This window comes from Stenotrophomonas pictorum JCM 9942 (genome assembly GCF_001431585.1).
In the GTDB taxonomy this organism is placed as follows: domain Bacteria; phylum Pseudomonadota; class Gammaproteobacteria; order Xanthomonadales; family Xanthomonadaceae; genus Stenotrophomonas; species Stenotrophomonas pictorum.
Map to the genome: position 1 here is coordinate 19,735 of NZ_LLXS01000056.1, position 15,887 is coordinate 35,621.

General features: G+C 64.9%; 13 protein-coding genes and 4 tRNA genes. 14 read left to right on the top strand and 3 right to left on the bottom strand.

Going from position 1 to position 15,887, the window contains the following annotated elements:
• Position 1: 1 nt before the first annotated feature.
• A complete protein-coding gene (prfA, locus tag ARC78_RS15045) occupies positions 2 to 1,087 on the bottom strand; it encodes a peptide chain release factor 1 (protein WP_057506571.1) in 1,086 nt (361 codons plus the stop codon).
• Entirely contained in the window at positions 1,065 to 2,348 is a 1,284-nt protein-coding gene (hemA, locus tag ARC78_RS15050; protein WP_054660069.1) for a glutamyl-tRNA reductase, read from the bottom strand. The genes prfA and hemA overlap by 23 nt, the downstream gene beginning before the upstream one ends.
• A gap of 67 nt (positions 2,349 to 2,415) precedes the next feature.
• On the opposite strand from hemA, the gene ARC78_RS15055 reads away from it, so the two are divergent.
• The 8 genes from ARC78_RS15055 (at position 2,416) to ychF (ending at position 9,283) form a co-directional block, all read left to right on the top strand.
• Positions 2,416 to 4,101 (top strand): tetratricopeptide repeat protein, encoded by a 1,686-nt coding sequence (locus ARC78_RS15055; protein WP_057506572.1) that lies wholly within the window; start codon positions 2,416 to 2,418, stop codon positions 4,099 to 4,101.
• Positions 4,098 to 4,757, top strand: a complete 660-nt coding sequence (lolB, locus tag ARC78_RS15060) for a lipoprotein insertase outer membrane protein LolB (protein WP_057506573.1) — start codon at positions 4,098 to 4,100, stop codon at positions 4,755 to 4,757. Before ARC78_RS15055 ends, lolB begins: the two co-directional genes overlap by 4 nt.
• Positions 4,754 to 5,632, top strand: a complete 879-nt coding sequence (ispE, locus tag ARC78_RS15065; RefSeq protein WP_089153139.1) for a 4-(cytidine 5'-diphospho)-2-C-methyl-D-erythritol kinase — start codon at positions 4,754 to 4,756, stop codon at positions 5,630 to 5,632. The genes lolB and ispE overlap by 4 nt, the downstream gene beginning before the upstream one ends.
• Before the next feature lie 3 nt (positions 5,633 to 5,635).
• Positions 5,636 to 5,712, top strand: a tRNA-Gln gene (locus tag ARC78_RS15070).
• 106 nt (positions 5,713 to 5,818) lie between these two features.
• Positions 5,819 to 6,778, top strand: a complete 960-nt coding sequence (locus ARC78_RS15075) for a ribose-phosphate diphosphokinase (protein WP_054658190.1) — start codon at positions 5,819 to 5,821, stop codon at positions 6,776 to 6,778.
• Positions 6,779 to 6,883: 105 nt separating this feature from the next.
• Positions 6,884 to 7,489 carry a 50S ribosomal protein L25/general stress protein Ctc gene (locus tag ARC78_RS15080; RefSeq protein WP_054658192.1) on the top strand — a complete coding sequence of 202 codons (606 nt, stop codon included), beginning with the start codon at positions 6,884 to 6,886 and terminating at the stop codon, positions 7,487 to 7,489.
• 50 nt (positions 7,490 to 7,539) lie between these two features.
• Entirely contained in the window at positions 7,540 to 8,121 is a 582-nt protein-coding gene (gene pth, locus ARC78_RS15085) for an aminoacyl-tRNA hydrolase (RefSeq protein ID WP_057506574.1), read from the top strand.
• Positions 8,122 to 8,191: 70 nt separating this feature from the next.
• Positions 8,192 to 9,283, top strand: coding sequence for a redox-regulated ATPase YchF (gene ychF, locus ARC78_RS15090; RefSeq protein ID WP_057506575.1), 1,092 nt, complete (start codon positions 8,192 to 8,194; stop codon positions 9,281 to 9,283).
• A gap of 566 nt (positions 9,284 to 9,849) precedes the next feature.
• On the opposite strand, the gene ARC78_RS15095 is transcribed toward ychF, so the two are convergent.
• On the bottom strand, positions 9,850 to 12,639 hold the full coding sequence (locus tag ARC78_RS15095; protein ID WP_057506576.1) for a TonB-dependent receptor plug domain-containing protein: 2,790 nt from the start codon (positions 12,637 to 12,639) through the stop codon (positions 9,850 to 9,852).
• 184 nt (positions 12,640 to 12,823) lie between these two features.
• On the opposite strand from ARC78_RS15095, the gene ARC78_RS15100 reads away from it, so the two are divergent.
• The 6 genes from ARC78_RS15100 to ARC78_RS15125 form a co-directional block, all read left to right on the top strand.
• On the top strand, positions 12,824 to 13,846 hold the full coding sequence (locus ARC78_RS15100; protein WP_054658196.1) for a cyanophycinase: 1,023 nt from the start codon (positions 12,824 to 12,826) through the stop codon (positions 13,844 to 13,846).
• Between the two features lie 214 nt (positions 13,847 to 14,060).
• Positions 14,061 to 15,080: an isoaspartyl peptidase/L-asparaginase family protein gene (locus tag ARC78_RS15105; RefSeq protein WP_057506577.1), complete on the top strand. Its 1,020-nt coding sequence runs from the start codon at positions 14,061 to 14,063 to the stop codon at positions 15,078 to 15,080.
• A gap of 137 nt (positions 15,081 to 15,217) precedes the next feature.
• A tRNA-Tyr gene (locus tag ARC78_RS15110) sits at positions 15,218 to 15,303 on the top strand.
• Positions 15,304 to 15,330: 27 nt separating this feature from the next.
• Positions 15,331 to 15,404 (top strand) — tRNA-Gly (locus tag ARC78_RS15115).
• Positions 15,405 to 15,441: 37 nt separating this feature from the next.
• Positions 15,442 to 15,517, top strand: a tRNA-Thr gene (locus ARC78_RS15120).
• Positions 15,518 to 15,563: 46 nt separating this feature from the next.
• Positions 15,564 to 15,887 (top strand): GTP-binding protein (locus ARC78_RS15125; protein WP_199398912.1); only part of this gene is annotated, 324 nt, incomplete at its 3' end.

The following is a 15,887-nucleotide window of genomic DNA, read 5'->3' on the forward strand; positions in this document are numbered from 1 at the left end:
CTCAGCTGCCCTCGGCCAGTCGCGCCAGTTCGTCGACCTGGTGCTCGTGCTGCAGGCGGCCGACCAGCGCGTCCAGATCGCCTTCGATGATGTTGGGCAGGTCGTACAGGGTCAGGCCCTCGACGCGGTGGTCGGTGATGCGGCCCTGCGGGAAGTTGTAGGTGCGGATGCGCTGGCTGCGGTCGCCGCTGCCGACCTGCAGGCGCCGGGATTCGGCCTGCGCCGCGGCCTGCTTGCTGCGCTCGGCGTCGAGCAGCTGAGCCTTGAGCCGCTTCATCGCTTTGTCGCGGTTGGCGTGCTGGCTGCGCTCGGTCTGGCATTCGACCACCACGCCACTGGGCACGTGGGTGATGCGGATCGCCGATTCGGTCTTGTTGACGTGCTGGCCACCGGCGCCGGAAGAGCGGAACGTGTCCACCCGCAGATCGGCCGGGTTGATCACGACGTCTTCGACGTCATCGGCCTCGGGAATGATCGCCACGGTGGCGGCCGAGGTGTGGATGCGGCCTTGCGATTCGGTGGCCGGCACCCGCTGCACGCGATGGGTGCCGGATTCGAATTTCAGGCGCGAGTACGCGCCGCGGCCGACCACGCGCGCCACCACTTCCTTGTAGCCGCCATGCTCGCCGGGGTTGTCCGACTCGATCTCCACCTTCCAGCCCTGGCGCTCGGCGTAGCGGGCGTACATGCGGAACAGGTCGCCGGCGAAGATCGCCGCCTCGTCGCCGCCGGTGCCGGCGCGCACTTCCAGGAACAGGTTGCCGTCGTCGCGCGGATCGCGTGGCACCAGCAACAGCGCCAGTTCCTCGTCCAGCCGCTGCAGGCGCGCCTGCGCGCCGGCGATCTCCTCCTCGGCCAGCTCGCGCAGTTCCGGGTCGGCGCGCATAGCTTCGGCCGCGGCCAGGTCGGCCTTGGCCCGCGCTTCCTCGGCCAGCGCGGTGGCGACCGGTTCGAGCTGGGAGAATTCGCGGGAGAAGTTGCGGAAGCGCTCGTTGTCGGCGACCACGTCCGGTTCGGACAGCAGGCGTTCGAGTTCTTCACGGCGCTCGGCCAGTGCCAGCAGCTTACGGCGCAGGGTCGGCGTCATCGGTCCTCGCAACAGGGTGTTGATACCCGGGGGTGGCCGGGAACAGGCGCTCGGCGGCGCGGGTGAGTTCGGTGTCGCCTTCCAGCGCGGCCTGGCGCAGCGCGGCGGTGGGCGGATGCAGCAGGCGATTGGTCAGGCTGTGGGCGAGCTGGTCGAGCACGTCCTCGGCCGGCTTGCCATGGGCCAGCTGCTGCCGGGCCTTGGCCAGCAGTTCGGAACGGGTGGCCTCGCCGAACGCGCGCAACTGCCGGATCGGCGCCTGCAGGTGTGCCGCGCGCAGGCTTTCCTGGTAACGGCTGACCTGCAGGTCGATGATGGCTTCGGCTTCGGCCGCGGCTTCACGGCGTCCGCGGCGGTTTTCCTCCACCGCACGCTCCATGTCGTCCACCGTGTACAGGTAGGCATCGGACAGGCTGCCTACTTCGGCTTCGATATCGCGCGGCACCGCCAGGTCGAACAGCAGCATCGGCTTGTGCCGGCGTGAGCGCAGCGCGGTGGCGACATGGCGGTGCAGGATCACCGGTTCGCGCGCGGCGGTGGCGGAGAACACCACGTCGGCCTCGCCCAGATGCCGCTCCAGTTCGCCCAGCGGCAAGGCCACGCCACCGTGACGGGTAGCCAGATCCTGGGCGTGGGCCAGCGTCCGGTTGGCGATCAGCAGCCGTTTCACCTTGGCCTCGCTCAGGTGCTTGGCCGCCAGCTCGATGGTTTCGCCGGCACCCACCAGCAGCACGCTGGATTCGTCCATCCGCGCGAAAGAGTCCTGCGCCAGCCGTACCGCGGTGGATGCCACCGAGACCGGGTTGGCGCCGATCCGGGTGTCGGTGCGGGCACGCTTGGCGACCGAGAACGTCTGCTGGAACAGGCGATCGAGCTGCTGGCCGATCGCACCGCTGTCGCGGGCCAGTGCCCAGGCATCTTTCACCTGTCCCAGGATCTGCGGCTCGCCCAGCACCATCGAATCCAGTCCGGTGGCCACGCGGAACAGGTGACGCACCGCCTCGCCGTCGCAGTGCTGGTACAGGTAGCCCTGCAGATCACCGGCGTGGGATTGCAGCCAGTGGGCCAGCGCCTGGCTGTCCTCGGCCACCGCGTACAGCTCGGTGCGGTTGCAGGTGGACAGCAGCACGGCCTCGGACAGCTCCGCCGATTGCCGCAGCGATTCCAGCGCGCGGGGCAGGGCGTCGCCGCCGAAGGCCGCGCGTTCGCGCAGTTCCACCGGCGCGGTCTGGTGATTCAGTCCGAGCACCCACAGGGTCATTCGTTCAGTTGCTTGCGATAAGCTGCTGGCCATTCAAGGCCGCCATTTTACGGCCCGGTCGCGCCAGATGCCCGTACTCAATCGCATATGCACCGTTCTGTTGCTCTGTTTGCCGGTATTTCCGCTGTCGGCGGCCCCGCCGCAGGCCGTATGGGACAAGGAATCAGCCGATCACAGTGCCTCGCTGACGCCGGTATTGGCCGGCGAGTTTTCGCTCCAGGCCGGCAAGCTGGCCGATGCCGCGCGCTGGTACCTGCAGGCCGCGCAAGAAGGCAAGGATGATGCGGGGCTGGCCGAACGGGCCACGCGCATCGCGATGCTGGCCGACGATGACACCCGCGCCGCCGAAGCGCTGGCGCTATGGGCGCGGCGGGATCCGGGTTCGCTGGCGGTGCATGGCACCCGTGCCTCGCTGGCCATGCGCAAGGGCGATACACGACTGGCGCGCAAAGAGCTGCTGACAGTCCTGCGCGCGCCAGAGCCACGGAGCTGGCGCTATGCGCTGCTGGCGCTGGCCACTGGCGGGCGTGATCCGGCGGTGCCGGCGCAGGTGCTGGGAGCGCTGGTCGATGCCGGCGCGATTCCCGATGACCTGGAGGCCTGGCAGGAATTCGGCCGTCTGGCGCTGCGGATGGAGCGGCCCGAGCTGGCCCGGCGCATGGTCGGGGAAGTGGTCAGGCGTTTCCCGGACGAGCCGCGGGTGACCTTGCTGCATGCCTCCCAGCTCAACCAGGCCGGCAAGAAGGATGAGGCGCTGGCGCTGCTCAAAGGCGTCGAGCCCAAGGCCGTGGGAGACGAGGAGCTGCGCAACGCGCTGGCCTTCGCCTACGACGCGTTCGGCGCGCCGGCGGCAGCAGAGCGTGTGCTGTCGATCGGTGAACAGAACCTGCAGACCTGGGGCATGCGCGCCTCGCTGCTGGCCAAGCAGAAGGACGATGCGGCGCTGCTGGCGCTGTATCGGGACATCTCGGCCAAGGCCAGCAAGCCCGATCCCGAGCAGCGTCTGCTGCTGGGCAAGATCGCCGAGTACCTCAAGCGCTACCCGGAAGCCGTGGACTGGTATCACGGTGTTCCCGGCGGGCCGCAGCGGGGCGAGGCCCGCCTGCGGGCGGTGAATGCGCTGCACGAGCTGGGCGAAAAGAAACAGGCCACCCAGGAGGTGCGTGCAATCCAGGGCGATGCCGCGGTCGATGACGAGGTGCGCCGCGACGCCTACCTGTTGGAGGCTGAGCTGCGGCTGCGCGATGACGATGCGCGTGGCGAGCTGGATGTGCTGGCGCGCGGGCTGGCGGCCTACCCGGATGACAACGCCCTGCTGTATGCCCGGGCGCTGGCGTGGGAACGCAATGACGACGTGCCGCGTGCCGAGGCCGATCTGCGCAAGATCCTGGTCACCGAGCCGGAAAACGTGGCCGCGCTCAATGCGCTGGGCTACACCTTGGCCGATCGCACCAGCCGTTACCAGGAAGCGCTGGAGCTGATCGACCGCGCCCGCGTCGCCGAGCCGGACAATGCCGCCATCGTCGACAGCTACGGCTGGGTGCTCTACCGGCTCGGGCGCAACGAGGAGGCGCTGGTGCAGCTGCGCCGCGCCTGGACCTTGAACAAGGACCCGGAAATTGCCGCCCACGTGGGCGAAGTACTGTGGGTGCTGGGCCAGAAGGAGGAAGCCCGGCGCTTCTTCGAGGAGGCCCGCAAGCTGGATCCGGACAACCGCGCGCTGCAGCGTGCGACTGAGAAGTTAGGTGCATGAATACGTTGATGTGGCGGATACCGCTGGTTTTGGTGACGGCTGCGGCGCTGGGCGCCTGTGGTTCGGTCGGAACGAAACAGAAAGCGCCGGTGGCCGCCGAGGTGGCGCAGGTATCGGCCGCGGCACAGGCCGCCGAGCACGCGCGGCAGGCCGCCGTGCGCGCGCAGCCGCAATGGTCCTTCCAGGGACGCGTGGCGATCAGCAAAGGCAAGAATGGCGGCAACGGCCGCATCGACTGGCAGCAGCAGGCACAGGACTACCGCATCAGCCTGGCGGCGCCGGTCACCCGCCAGAGCTGGCAGCTCAGCGGCGGTCCCGGTCAGCCGGCGCGGCTGGACGGCCTGGAGGGTGGCCCGCGCGCCGGTGACGATGCCGGTCTGGTGCTGCTGCAGGCCACCGGCTGGGAAATCCCGGTCGCCCAGCTGCCCGACTGGGTGCGGGGTCTGTCGGCGCAGGATGCGGTGGCCCCCGATCATTTGGGGTTCGATGCCGAAGGCCGGCCGCGGGTGTTGCGCCAGCAGGGCTGGCAGGTCGACTACCTGGACTGGTACCCGGCCGAAGCCGGGCGCCCGTCGCTGCCGCGGCGGATCGAGGCGGTCAATGGCGATGCCAAGGTGCGGCTGATCATCGATGAATGGGGAATGGGCACTCCATGAACACGGTTGTCGATGGCCCGGGCTGGTCGTACTGGCCGGCGCCGGCCAAGCTGAATCTGTTTCTGCATATCACCGGCCGCCGGGCTGATGGCTACCACGAACTGCAGAGCGTGTTCCGTCTGCTGGACTGGGGTGACCGGATCGGCCTGCGTGTGCGTGAAGACGGTCAGATCCATCGCGAGGGACCGTCTGTTCCCGGCGTGGCCGAGGCCGACGACCTGGTGGTGCGCGCGGCGCTGGCGTTGCAGAAGGCGTCCGCCAGCACGCTGGGGGCCGATATCCGGGTCGAAAAGCACATTCCGGCCGGCGGCGGGTTCGGTGGCGGTTCCTCCGATGCGGCCACCGTCCTGGTGGCGTTGAACCTGCTCTGGGATACCGGCTTGGATGAAGACGCGCTGGCCGCGCTGGCGCTGGGACTGGGCGCGGATGTGCCGGTGTTCGTGCGCGGGCGCAACGCCTGGGCCGAAGGGGTGGGCGAAAAGCTCACGCCGCTGACCCTGCCGCAGGCGTGGTATGTGCTGGTGGATCCGGGTGTCCATGTGCCCACGGCTGAACTTTTCCGTTCACCGGATTTGACGCGGGATGCCACACCCGTGAAAATAGCCGACTTCGCTTCCGGGACCGTCCTCGGAAATGCGTTCGAGCCGGTGCTGCGGCGTCGGGAACCTGCCATCGAGGCGGTATTCCAGGCATTGGCAGGCATGGGTCGGGCACGGCTCACGGGGTCGGGAAGCGGTTGTTTCGTCGAATTCGCCACATGCGCTGCCGCAGAGCAGGCCCTGGCGGAATTGCCGAAGGAGCTGCGGGCATGGGTGGCTGCGAGTGTTGATCACTCGCCACTGCTCGATGCGCTGGAGACGACAGGAATTGTTTGATGCAGGGGCGTCGCCAAGAGGCCCAAGGCACCAGGTTTTGATCCTGGCATTCGTAGGTTCGAATCCTACCGCCCCTGCCACTCTTTCCTACGGCTGTAAGCGCAATGGAGTGCGCGACACGCAACACGCGCCACTTCTGCACCCCTGATGTCTTTTCGCTACTCGCCCCCGCCCGAGAGAGCTGTCATGCAAGAGTCCCCTAACCTGCTGGTCTTTTCCGGCAATGCCAACCGCCATCTTGCGCAGAGCATCTGCAAGGAACTGGGGGTGAGGCCCGGCAAGGCGCTCGTGTCCAAGTTCTCCGACGGCGAAGTGCAGGTCGAGATCCAGGAAAACGTGCGCAAGCAGGACGTGTTCGTGGTGCAGTCCACGGGCGCGCCCAGCGCGGAAAACCTGATGGAACTGCTGGTGATCATCGACGCGCTCAAGCGCGCGAGCGCCTCTTCCGTCACCGCGGTGGTGCCGTACTTCGGCTACGCCCGCCAGGATCGCCGCATGCGTTCCTCGCGCGTGCCGATCACCGCCAAGGTCGCGGCCAAGATGTTCTCGGCGGTCAATACCGACCAGATCCTCACCGTCGACCTGCATGCCGACCAGATCCAGGGTTTTTTCGACATGCCGGTGGACAATGTCTACGCCTCGCCGCTGCTGCTGGCCGACATCTGGCGCGCCTACGGCACCGACAACCTGATCGTGGTCAGTCCGGACGTGGGTGGCGTGGTGCGCGCCCGTGCCGTGGCCAAGCGCCTGGATGATGCCGACCTGGCCATCATCGACAAGCGTCGTCCGCGTGCCAACGTCGCCACGGTGATGAACATCATCGGTGACGTCGAGGGCAAGACCTGCGTGATGGTCGACGATATCGTCGACACTGCGGGCACCCTCTGTGCCGCCGCTGCTGCCCTCAAGGCGCGTGGCGCGCTGAAGGTGGCCGCGTACTGCACCCACGCCGTGCTCTCGGGCCCGGCCGTGGACAACCTGAACAACTCGCAGCTCGACGAGCTGGTGGTGACCGATACGATTCCGCTTTCCGAAGCGGCGCGCGTCTGTCCCAAGATCCGCCAGATCAGCGTGGCCGAAATGCTGGCCGAGACGATGCGCCGCATCGCCTTCGGTGAGTCGGTCAGCTCGATGTACGTGGATTGATGAATCCGGTTCCCGGCCTGCCGGGGACCACAACAGACTCTTCTGGTCGCGGAAGAGTCTTTACGCAGCGCCGCGAGGCGGTGCATCAACCAAGAGTAGTCAACAATGGCAAAGTCTCACGAAATCAAAGTCGTCCGTCGTGACGTGCAAGGTCAGGGTGCGAGCCGCCGCCTGCGTCATGCCGGCGTGGTGCCGGGCATCATCTACGGTGGTGATCGCGAACCGGCAATGGTCCAGTTCAACCACAACGAAATCTGGCTGGCCCAGTTCAACGACTGGTTCTACTCGTCGATCATCGACCTGAACCTGGACGGCACCATCCACAAGGTGCTGCTGCGTGACATGCAGCGTCACCCGTACAAGCAGCTGATCATGCACCTGGATTTCCAGCGCGTGAGCGACAACGAAGTGCTGCACGCCTCGGTGCCGCTGACCTTCATCAACGAAGACACCTCGCCGGCTGGCAAGTCCTCCGACGTGCTGGTGACCCACGAGCTGAAGGAAGTCAGCGTGGCCTGCCTGCCGAAGGATCTGCCGCAGTCGATCGTGGTCGACCTGGGCGAGCTGAAGGCCGGCGACGTGATCTACCTGTCGAACCTGAAGCTGCCGGCCGGTGTGGAAATTCCGGCCCTGAAGCTGGGCAAGGGTCACGACGATGCGGTTGTCATCGCCAAGACCGCGGGTGCCGAAGAGGCTCCGGCCGCCGAGTAATCGGCCAGACAGTGCCCGCCTTCCGGGGCGGGCACTGCGGTGCGTCTGACATGACAGGATTGCGACTGATCGTCGGTCTGGGAAACCCCGGACCCGAACACGCCCGGACCCGGCACAATGCCGGGTTTCATTTCGTTGAGGCCCTGGCGGAGCGGCAGGGTGTGCGCTGGACGCTTGAGAGCAAGCTGTTCGGCGAAGTGGCCAAGGTCGATATCGGCGGTCAGCCTGTGTGGCTGCTCAAGCCGGCGACCTTCATGAATCTGTCCGGCAAGTCGATCACCGCCGCGCAGCGGTTCTGGAAGATCGAGCCGGAACAGACCCTGGTCGCACACGACGAACTGGACATGCCGCCCGGCGTGGCGCGGCTCAAGTTCGACGGTGGCCACGGCGGCCAGAACGGCCTGCGTGACACCATCCGCTTGCTCGGGCATGGCAAGTTCCATCGCTTGCGTCTGGGTATCGGCCATCCCGGTCACAAGGACCGCGTGGTGGGCTGGGTGCTGAACCGTCCGTCGCCGCAGGACGCGGTGCTGATGGAGCAGGCCATCGATGCGGCCATCGACGTGCTGCCGCTGGCGGTGGCAGGTGATTTCAATGAGGCCATGAAGCGGTTGCACACCGCACGGCCATGATTGCGGCTTGTGCTTTCGCGGCTTGATGCTGGCGAGAGTGCAAACCGGAATCTCGAATCGTGGAGTAAGCATGGGTATCAAATGTGGCATCGTCGGTCTGCCCAACGTCGGCAAGTCGACCCTGTTCAATGCGTTGACCAAGGCGGGCATCGCCGCGGCCAACTTCCCGTTCTGCACGATCGAGCCGAACACCGGCATCGTGCCGGTGCCCGATCCGCGTCTGGAAGCGCTGGCGGCGATCGTCAAGCCGGAGCGGGTGATTCCGACGACCATGGAGTTCGTCGATATCGCCGGCCTGGTCGCCGGCGCCTCCAAGGGTGAGGGCCTGGGCAACAAGTTCCTGGCGCACATCCGCGAGACCGACGCGATCGCCCACGTGGTTCGCTGCTTCGAGGATGGCAATGTCATCCACGTCGCCAACAAGGTCGACCCGATCGCCGATATCGAAACCATCGATACCGAGCTGGCACTGGCTGACTTGGAATCGGTGCTGAAGGCGCTGGACCGTGCCACCCGTGCGGCCAAGGCCAATGACAAGGAGGCGCTGGCACGCAAGCCGGTGCTGGAAAAGCTGTCCGCCGTGCTCGACCAGGGTCGTTCGGCGCGTTCGGCCGGTCTGGATGCCGAGGAGAAGGCGCTGATCCGTGACATGTTCCTGATCACCCTCAAGCCGCTGATGTACATCGCCAACGTCGCTGAGGATGGCTTCGAGAACAATCCGCACCTGGATGCGGTGCGCGCGCGTGCCGAGGCTGAAGGCGCCGAGGTGGTGCCGGTGTGCGCGGCTATCGAAGAAGAAATGGCGCAGCTGGACGATGCCGATCGCGATGAGTTCCTCAAGGACCTCGGCCTGGACGAGCCGGGCCTGAACCGGGTGATCCGCGCCGGCTACAAGTTGCTGGGTCTGCAGACCTATTTCACCGCGGGTGTGAAGGAAGTGCGCGCGTGGCAGCTGCGTGCCGGTTCCACCGCGCCGCAGGCCGCCGGCGTGATCCATACCGACTTCGAGCGTGGCTTCATCCGCGCCGAAACCATCGCCTACGACGACTTCATCAACCTCAAGGGTGAGCAGGGCGCCAAGGAAGCCGGCCGCCTGCGCCTGGAAGGCAAGGACTACATCGTCAAGGAAGGCGACGTGCTGCACTTCCGCTTCAACGTCTGATCCCACCGGCGTTGCCGCACCATCAAGGCCCCGCATTGCGGGGCCTTGTCGTATCTGTGGTTTGTTGCATGGTCAATCTTTCGCCACGTTTTTGAAACCCTTGCGGTGCAAGGCCTGCGCACGGTTGTCCACAGCCTTCTCCATCCATTGCGCACAGCGCTTGTGGAGAACCGCCGGCTTGGAGTGACGTAAGCCATGAGGCGGGCATGCTTGAAGCGCGGTGCACTTATGCAACCTGACAATGCACGTACTTCGCGGCTCCCGCCGCTCCTGCAAGGTGGGCGGTACGGCGTACGTCGCGATGTGCTGGCGAAAAATTCACCATGCTTTTGAAAGCATTGCAGCGCAATGCCTGTGCACAGTTGTCCACAGTCTTCTCCATCCATTGCACACAGCGGCTGTGGAGAAATGCCGGCGCCGTCAGGTCCGGATCTTCCCGTGGCCCGTGTGCGCTGCGCTTACCCGGGCTACCCGGGCTGCTGGTGGATTGCAGGCACGTTGCAGCGTGCGTAAAACAACAAGGCCCGCTATTGACGGGCCTTGTTGGTACTACATGCAGACAGGCCCTACAGCGCCTTGCCGCCCAGCTTCCAGGTGAGCTGCAGGTAGTAGCTGCGGCCCATGCTGTCGAACCATGAGGTGTCGTAGTAGGGATAGTTCGACCAGGTCGGATCCTTCGGCGGCATCTTGTCAAACAGGTTGTTGACCGACACCGAGACACGCAGGTGGTCGGTGACGTCGTAGCGTGCACCGGCATTGAAGCGCCAGGTGGCTTCGGTCCAGGCATCGTTGTCGTAGTTGGCGACCTTGCCCAGGTAGTTGCCGAACAGGCTGGCACCCCAGGCGCCCTTGTCCCAGCTGACGCCGATATTCGACTTCACCCGCGGCAACGTGGTGGCGCTGAAGCTGACATCGAGCATGTCTTCCTTCGGATCGCCCGGGAACTGCTGGCGGGTGTGGCGGTGGGTCCAGTTGTATTGGCCGGTGATGCTGAAATCACCTGCATTCGCGGTCTGCAGACGGTAGTTGGCAGCCACGTCGATGCCCGAGGTTTCCTCGTTGGCGATGTTGATCGGGCCGAAGCGCACGCTGGTGATGTTGCCATCACCGTCGCGAATCACCCGTGCCAACGCGTCCACGCAGGTCGGCGAGTTGATGTCCACGGCGGCGCCGCTGTCGGTGCTGCCCAGGCGGCAGTTGGCTTCGGTGATGCGCAGCAGCTCGCGGTCCTGCGTCTGCACCTGGTTCTCGATCCGGATCTTGTAGTAATCCACCGCCAGATCGAAATTGGCCACCGGCGACCAGACAAAACCGGCCGAGAACGACTTGCTGGTCTCCTCGTCCAGGTTCATGTTGCCGCTGTAGACATCGAACGTGCTGCCGTCATAGCTGCCGTCGTCATAGCAGTAGCCATCGGTGACCCCCGGCTCGGCGGTGCGGCACTGGAAGTAGTCGGTGGCGAAGCGGGTGCGGTAATAGTCGTTTCCGGCAAACAGGTAGTGCATGTCCGGCGCGCGGAAGCCGGTGCCATAGGAGCTGCGCAACAGCAGCGTATCCAGCGGGCGCCATTCCAGGCCTGCGCTGTAGGTGAACTTGCCCGGGCTCTTGCTGCCGTAGCTGTAGCGGTCATAGCGGCCGGCAACGCTGGCCTGCAGGGAAGAGGCCAGTGGCAGGCGCAACTCGCCGGCGGCACTCCAATGATCACGGTCGCCGCTGCCATCGCCGTAGCGCGGGCCGTAGTACGCGTCTTCGGTGAGCGCCAGCGGATCGGGGTTGATCTTGTAGGACTGCTCGCCATACTCCACCGCGCCAGCGAAGCCGACGTCACCCGCGGGCAACGAGAACAGCGATGCGGTGTCGACGGTGAAGCTGAGGTTGTCGTTCTTGGCTTCAGGACGGAACGTGGACATCGCCGCGATCGAGGCGAACTCGGCCTGGGTCAACGGCGTGAACAGCCGTGCCGGGTCCGGGGTGTAGATCGCGATGCCGTCATCGTCATAGCCCTTCAGCTCGCCCAGGAACAGTCGGTTGGCTGCCGCCGCCTTGATGCGCGGCATCTTGACGTCAGCCTTGTACTGGGAGTGGTTGTAGGCGGCCTCCCAGTTCCATTCCTCGGCGAACATGCCCTTGAGGCCGGTAGTCACCGCGAACGTCTTCTGGGTGGTGGTATTCATGCGGTTTCGCAGGCCGCCAACCTCCTCCGGGGTGAACTGGCGCGCCCAGTTTTCGTACCGCTCGGTGGTGGCGTTGTAGAAGATTTTGTTACGGTAGTTGTTGGTCGAGTTCGGGTCGTGGAACTCCCAGCCCATATGGTCGCTGGCGACATCGTTGCCGTTGGTGCCGGTCAGCAGCTTGACCTTCTGCCGGCCCAGCTGGACATCGGCAAACCACGAGAGCGCATCGTTGAAGCGGTATTCGAACGAGCCGTAGGCATTGAAACCTTTGCGCTCGTTCTGGATGGTGCGATAGGCAATGGCGCGTTCGCTGCCGCAATACGGGCCGTAGTCGTTCTCGGCGAGCACGGTGGTGCCGCCATTGAGGCCGGCCATCGCGGCGCAGCCGTCATCCGGCGCGATGTTTTCGTCGTCGTCCCAGTTCTGCAGCTGGGCGATCAGGCGTGGCAGGCGACGCTCTTCAGCCGGCGAATCCAGCGTTGAGTCCTGCACGTTGCGGTCGGTGCCCCACAGTGGGTGCTTGTTGATCAGTTCAACGCCGACGATGCCGCTGAACTTGTCCTGCTCAAAGCCGGTGGTGATCGTCAAATTACGCGAAGAGCCACCGCCGCGGCTGGTATCGCCGAAGCGGTAGTCGAAGGTGGTTCCATCCGTGGACTTCTTCAGGATGAAGTTGATGACGCCGGCCATGGCATCGGAGCCGTAGACGGCCGATGCACTGCCGGTCAGCACTTCAATCCGGTCAATCATGCCCAGCGGGATGTTGCCGACATCAGTGAAGTTGCTGCGGCCATTCAGTGGCAGCGGGAAATCGGCGATGCGTCGGCCGTTGACCAATACCAGGGTGTGGTTGGGTCCCAGCCCGCGCAGGTCCACCGCCTGGGCGCCGGGCGTGGACTGCGCGCCGGTGGTGTTCTGCTGGCCCTGGACGCTGCCGCTGTTCTGGCTGAGTGAGCGCAGTACATCCGGGACGGAAGTGAAGCCGGCCGATTTGATCTGTTCGGCGGTCACTACGGTGACCGGGGCCGGCCCCTCCACCTGGGCGCGGGGAATGCGTGAGCCGGTGACCTGGATGGTATCCAGTTGCTGGGGCTGGCCTTGCGATGTGGATTGCGCCAGAGCGGGGGCGGCCATGGACAGCAGGGCCAGTTGGATTGAACACACCATTGCGTGCTTACGCATGACTCAGCTCTCTGATGAAAAGTGTTCTGGAAAATGTCCTTGCCACGCTCGGTAATGCCGGGCGCCCCGGTCAGGAAAATGTGAATGGGGTGACCCATCTAACACCTTTTTTACATTGTTGACCACTGCCGGAAAGTCTGGCATTAGGGGTGTAAGCGATTACATGTGCGGCGCGGAGGGCGGTATGGGACGCAAGGTTTTGTGGCTGGGAAGGTTGGCGCTGATGGCCTTGGCATTCGGCGGGGCGGGGATGGCTGCCGCCGAGGAAAACCGAGGTCTCTCGCAGCCCGGATACCGCTACTACGAAGTCGGTGATCTGGATACACCGCGCCCGGGTGAAACGCAGGCGGCGATGATGCTGATGGGGGGCGGCGATTGGGTGCCGGAGGCATTCCAGTGGTGGGTTGAGCGCGCCGGCAATGGGCGCGTGGTGATCCTGCGCGCATCCGGCGGCGATGAGCTGCAGAAGGAGCTCTATTACGACATCGGTGGTGTCACCGCGGTACAGACGCTGGTTTTCGACAGTCGCAAGGCCGCGGATGATCCGGCGGTACTGCGGGTGGTCCGGGGCGCCGATGCGATTTTCATCGCCGGCGGAGACCAGTCGCGCTACATCCGTTTCTGGAAGGGCACCGGGCTCAATGAGGTGCTCAATGCCCATGTGCGCGCCGGCAAGCCGATTGGCGGAACCAGTGCCGGGCTGGCAATCCTGGGCGGGTATGCCTATGGCGCCCTGGATGGGGGGAGCGTCAATTCACCGGCCGCGCTGAGCGATCCGATGGGGAGCGAAGTCACCATGGACAAAGACTTCCTGGCCATGCCGTATCTGTCCAACGTGGTGACCGACACGCATTTTGCCAAACGTGATCGTCTGGGCCGCTTGATCGCATTTGTCGCACGCGCCGCCCAGGATCGGGGTCAGGGCGACATCGTCGGTATCGGCGTGGATGAGGACACGGCGCTGTGTGTCGAGGCGGATGGGCGTGGGCGCGTCTATTCGCTGGATGACGGCTATGCGTGGCTGGTCATGCCGCGCCACACCGCAGATCGCCTCAGCGATGGCGAACCGCTTGAGTTCAGTTCGATTCCGGTGACCGGTGTGGGTACCGGTAGCCGCCTGTACCTGGATGGATTCACCGTTGACGATGCCGCATTCACCGCGATGGCCAGTGTTGTGGATGGTGAGCTTGAATTGCAGCCCGACTGATCGTCGGGGTGTCTGCGTCACGAAAGGGGCTTCGGCCCCTTTTTCCTTTCCGGGCCCGGCCGGGGTTGCTGCGTTTCGTGGGCGGTGCCATGCCGGTACCGCCTGTCTGGATCCGGCTCCATTCGAATGCCGAGGGGGCGCGGCATCCTGGCGGTGTCTGTTCAGACCCGGCGCGGCGTGCCTAGAATCGGGCTCTACCTCGGAGTGACGACACATGAAGCTGACTTCTGCAGTACTGCTGGGCCTGGCAACGCTGTCCTGTGGGGCGGCCGCGGCCGCTGCGCCATCACCGTTGCTGGTGATCCATGGTGGCGCGGGTGTCGAACGCAAGGACTTCAGTGCCGAAGAAGAGCGCGCGGCGCGCGCGGCGCTCACCGAAGCGTTGCGCAAGGGGCATGAGGCGTTGATGGCGGGCAAGCCGGCGCTGGATGCGGTGACGGCCGCCATCACCGTGCTGGAGGACGATCCGACCTTCAACGCGGGCCGCGGCGCGGTATTCACTCACGACGGCAAGAACGAGCTGGACAGCTCGCTGATGGATGGCGCCACGCTGCGCGCCGGTGCAGTGGCCGGGGTGCACACGGTCAAGAACCCGATCCTGTTGGCGCGTGCGGTGATGGAACATTCCCCACACGTGATGATGGTGGGCGAGGGTGCGGAGATGTTTGCCGCCGAGCAAAAGATCGAACAGGTCGATCCGTCCTACTTCCGCACCGAGAAGCGCTGGCAGCAGCTGCAGCGGGCACTGAAGGAAGAGGTTGCCGGGCAGCCGCACGCGGATCTGGAAACCGCCAAGCATTTCGGCACCGTGGGCGCGGTGGCGCTGGATCGCGAGGGCCGGCTGGCAGCCGGGACCTCGACCGGAGGCATGACCAACAAGCGCTACGGCCGGGTAGGGGATTCGCCAATCATCGGTGCAGGCACCTATGCCAATGCGCAGTGTGCCGTGTCCGGCACCGGCTGGGGCGAGTACTACATCCGCCTGGCGGTAGCGCATGAGATCTGCGCGCGCCTGCAGTACTTGCAGGAGACCCCGGCGCAGGCCGGGCAGGAAGTCATCGTCAAGCGCGTGCCGGAGCTCGGTGGAGATGGTGGCGCCATCGTGTTGTCCGCAGATGGGAAGGCGTCGACTCCGTTCAATACCGAAGGCATGTATCGCGGCTGGATCGGAATGGATGGCGTGCCGCATGTCGCCATCTTTGCGGACGAAAAGCTTAAGATGCCCGGCGAATGATCGGTACGCCGCTGCAGTCAGAAATATTTTCATCGAATGTGAAGATTTCTGTTGACAGGGTCTGCGCCCATCACCAGAATAGCGGGCTCACCCACCCCTGACCGGTAAGGCCAAGGTCCTAGACAAGGGAGTGGTGCGGAGGGATACCCAAGCGGCCAACGGGGGCAGACTGTAAATCTGCTGGCTTACGCCTTCGGTGGTTCGAATCCACCTCCCTCCACCAGTTTTACGTTATGCATGTGTTCCCGGTGCGGGAGTAGTTCAACGGTAGAACCTCAGCCTTCCAAGCTGATGGTGCGGGTTCGATTCCCGTCTCCCGCTCCATTGAACGAAATTGAAAACATGTCATAATAGACAACTCGCTCACGTAGCTCAGTCGGTAGAGCACCTCCTTGGTAAGGAGGAGGTCGAAGGTTCGATTCCTTTCGTGAGCACCATCTTACTGACGTAACACTTTCATCTGATTACCGAGAAGAAGCAGCCATGGCCAAGGGTAAGTTTGAGCGCACCAAACCGCACGTCAACGTCGGCACCATCGGCCACGTCGACCATGGTAAGACCACGCTGACCGCTGCGCTGACCAAGATTGGCGCTGAGCGCTTCGGTGGCGAATTTCACGCGTACGACGCGATCGACAAGGCGCCGGAAGAGAAGGCTCGCGGTATCACGATTTCGACCTCGCACGTCGAATACGAATCCGCCACCCGTCACTACGCCCACGTGGATTGCCCGGGTCACGCCGACTACGTCAAGAACATGATCACCGGTGCCGCCCAGATGGACGGTGCGATCCTGGTGTGCTCGGCC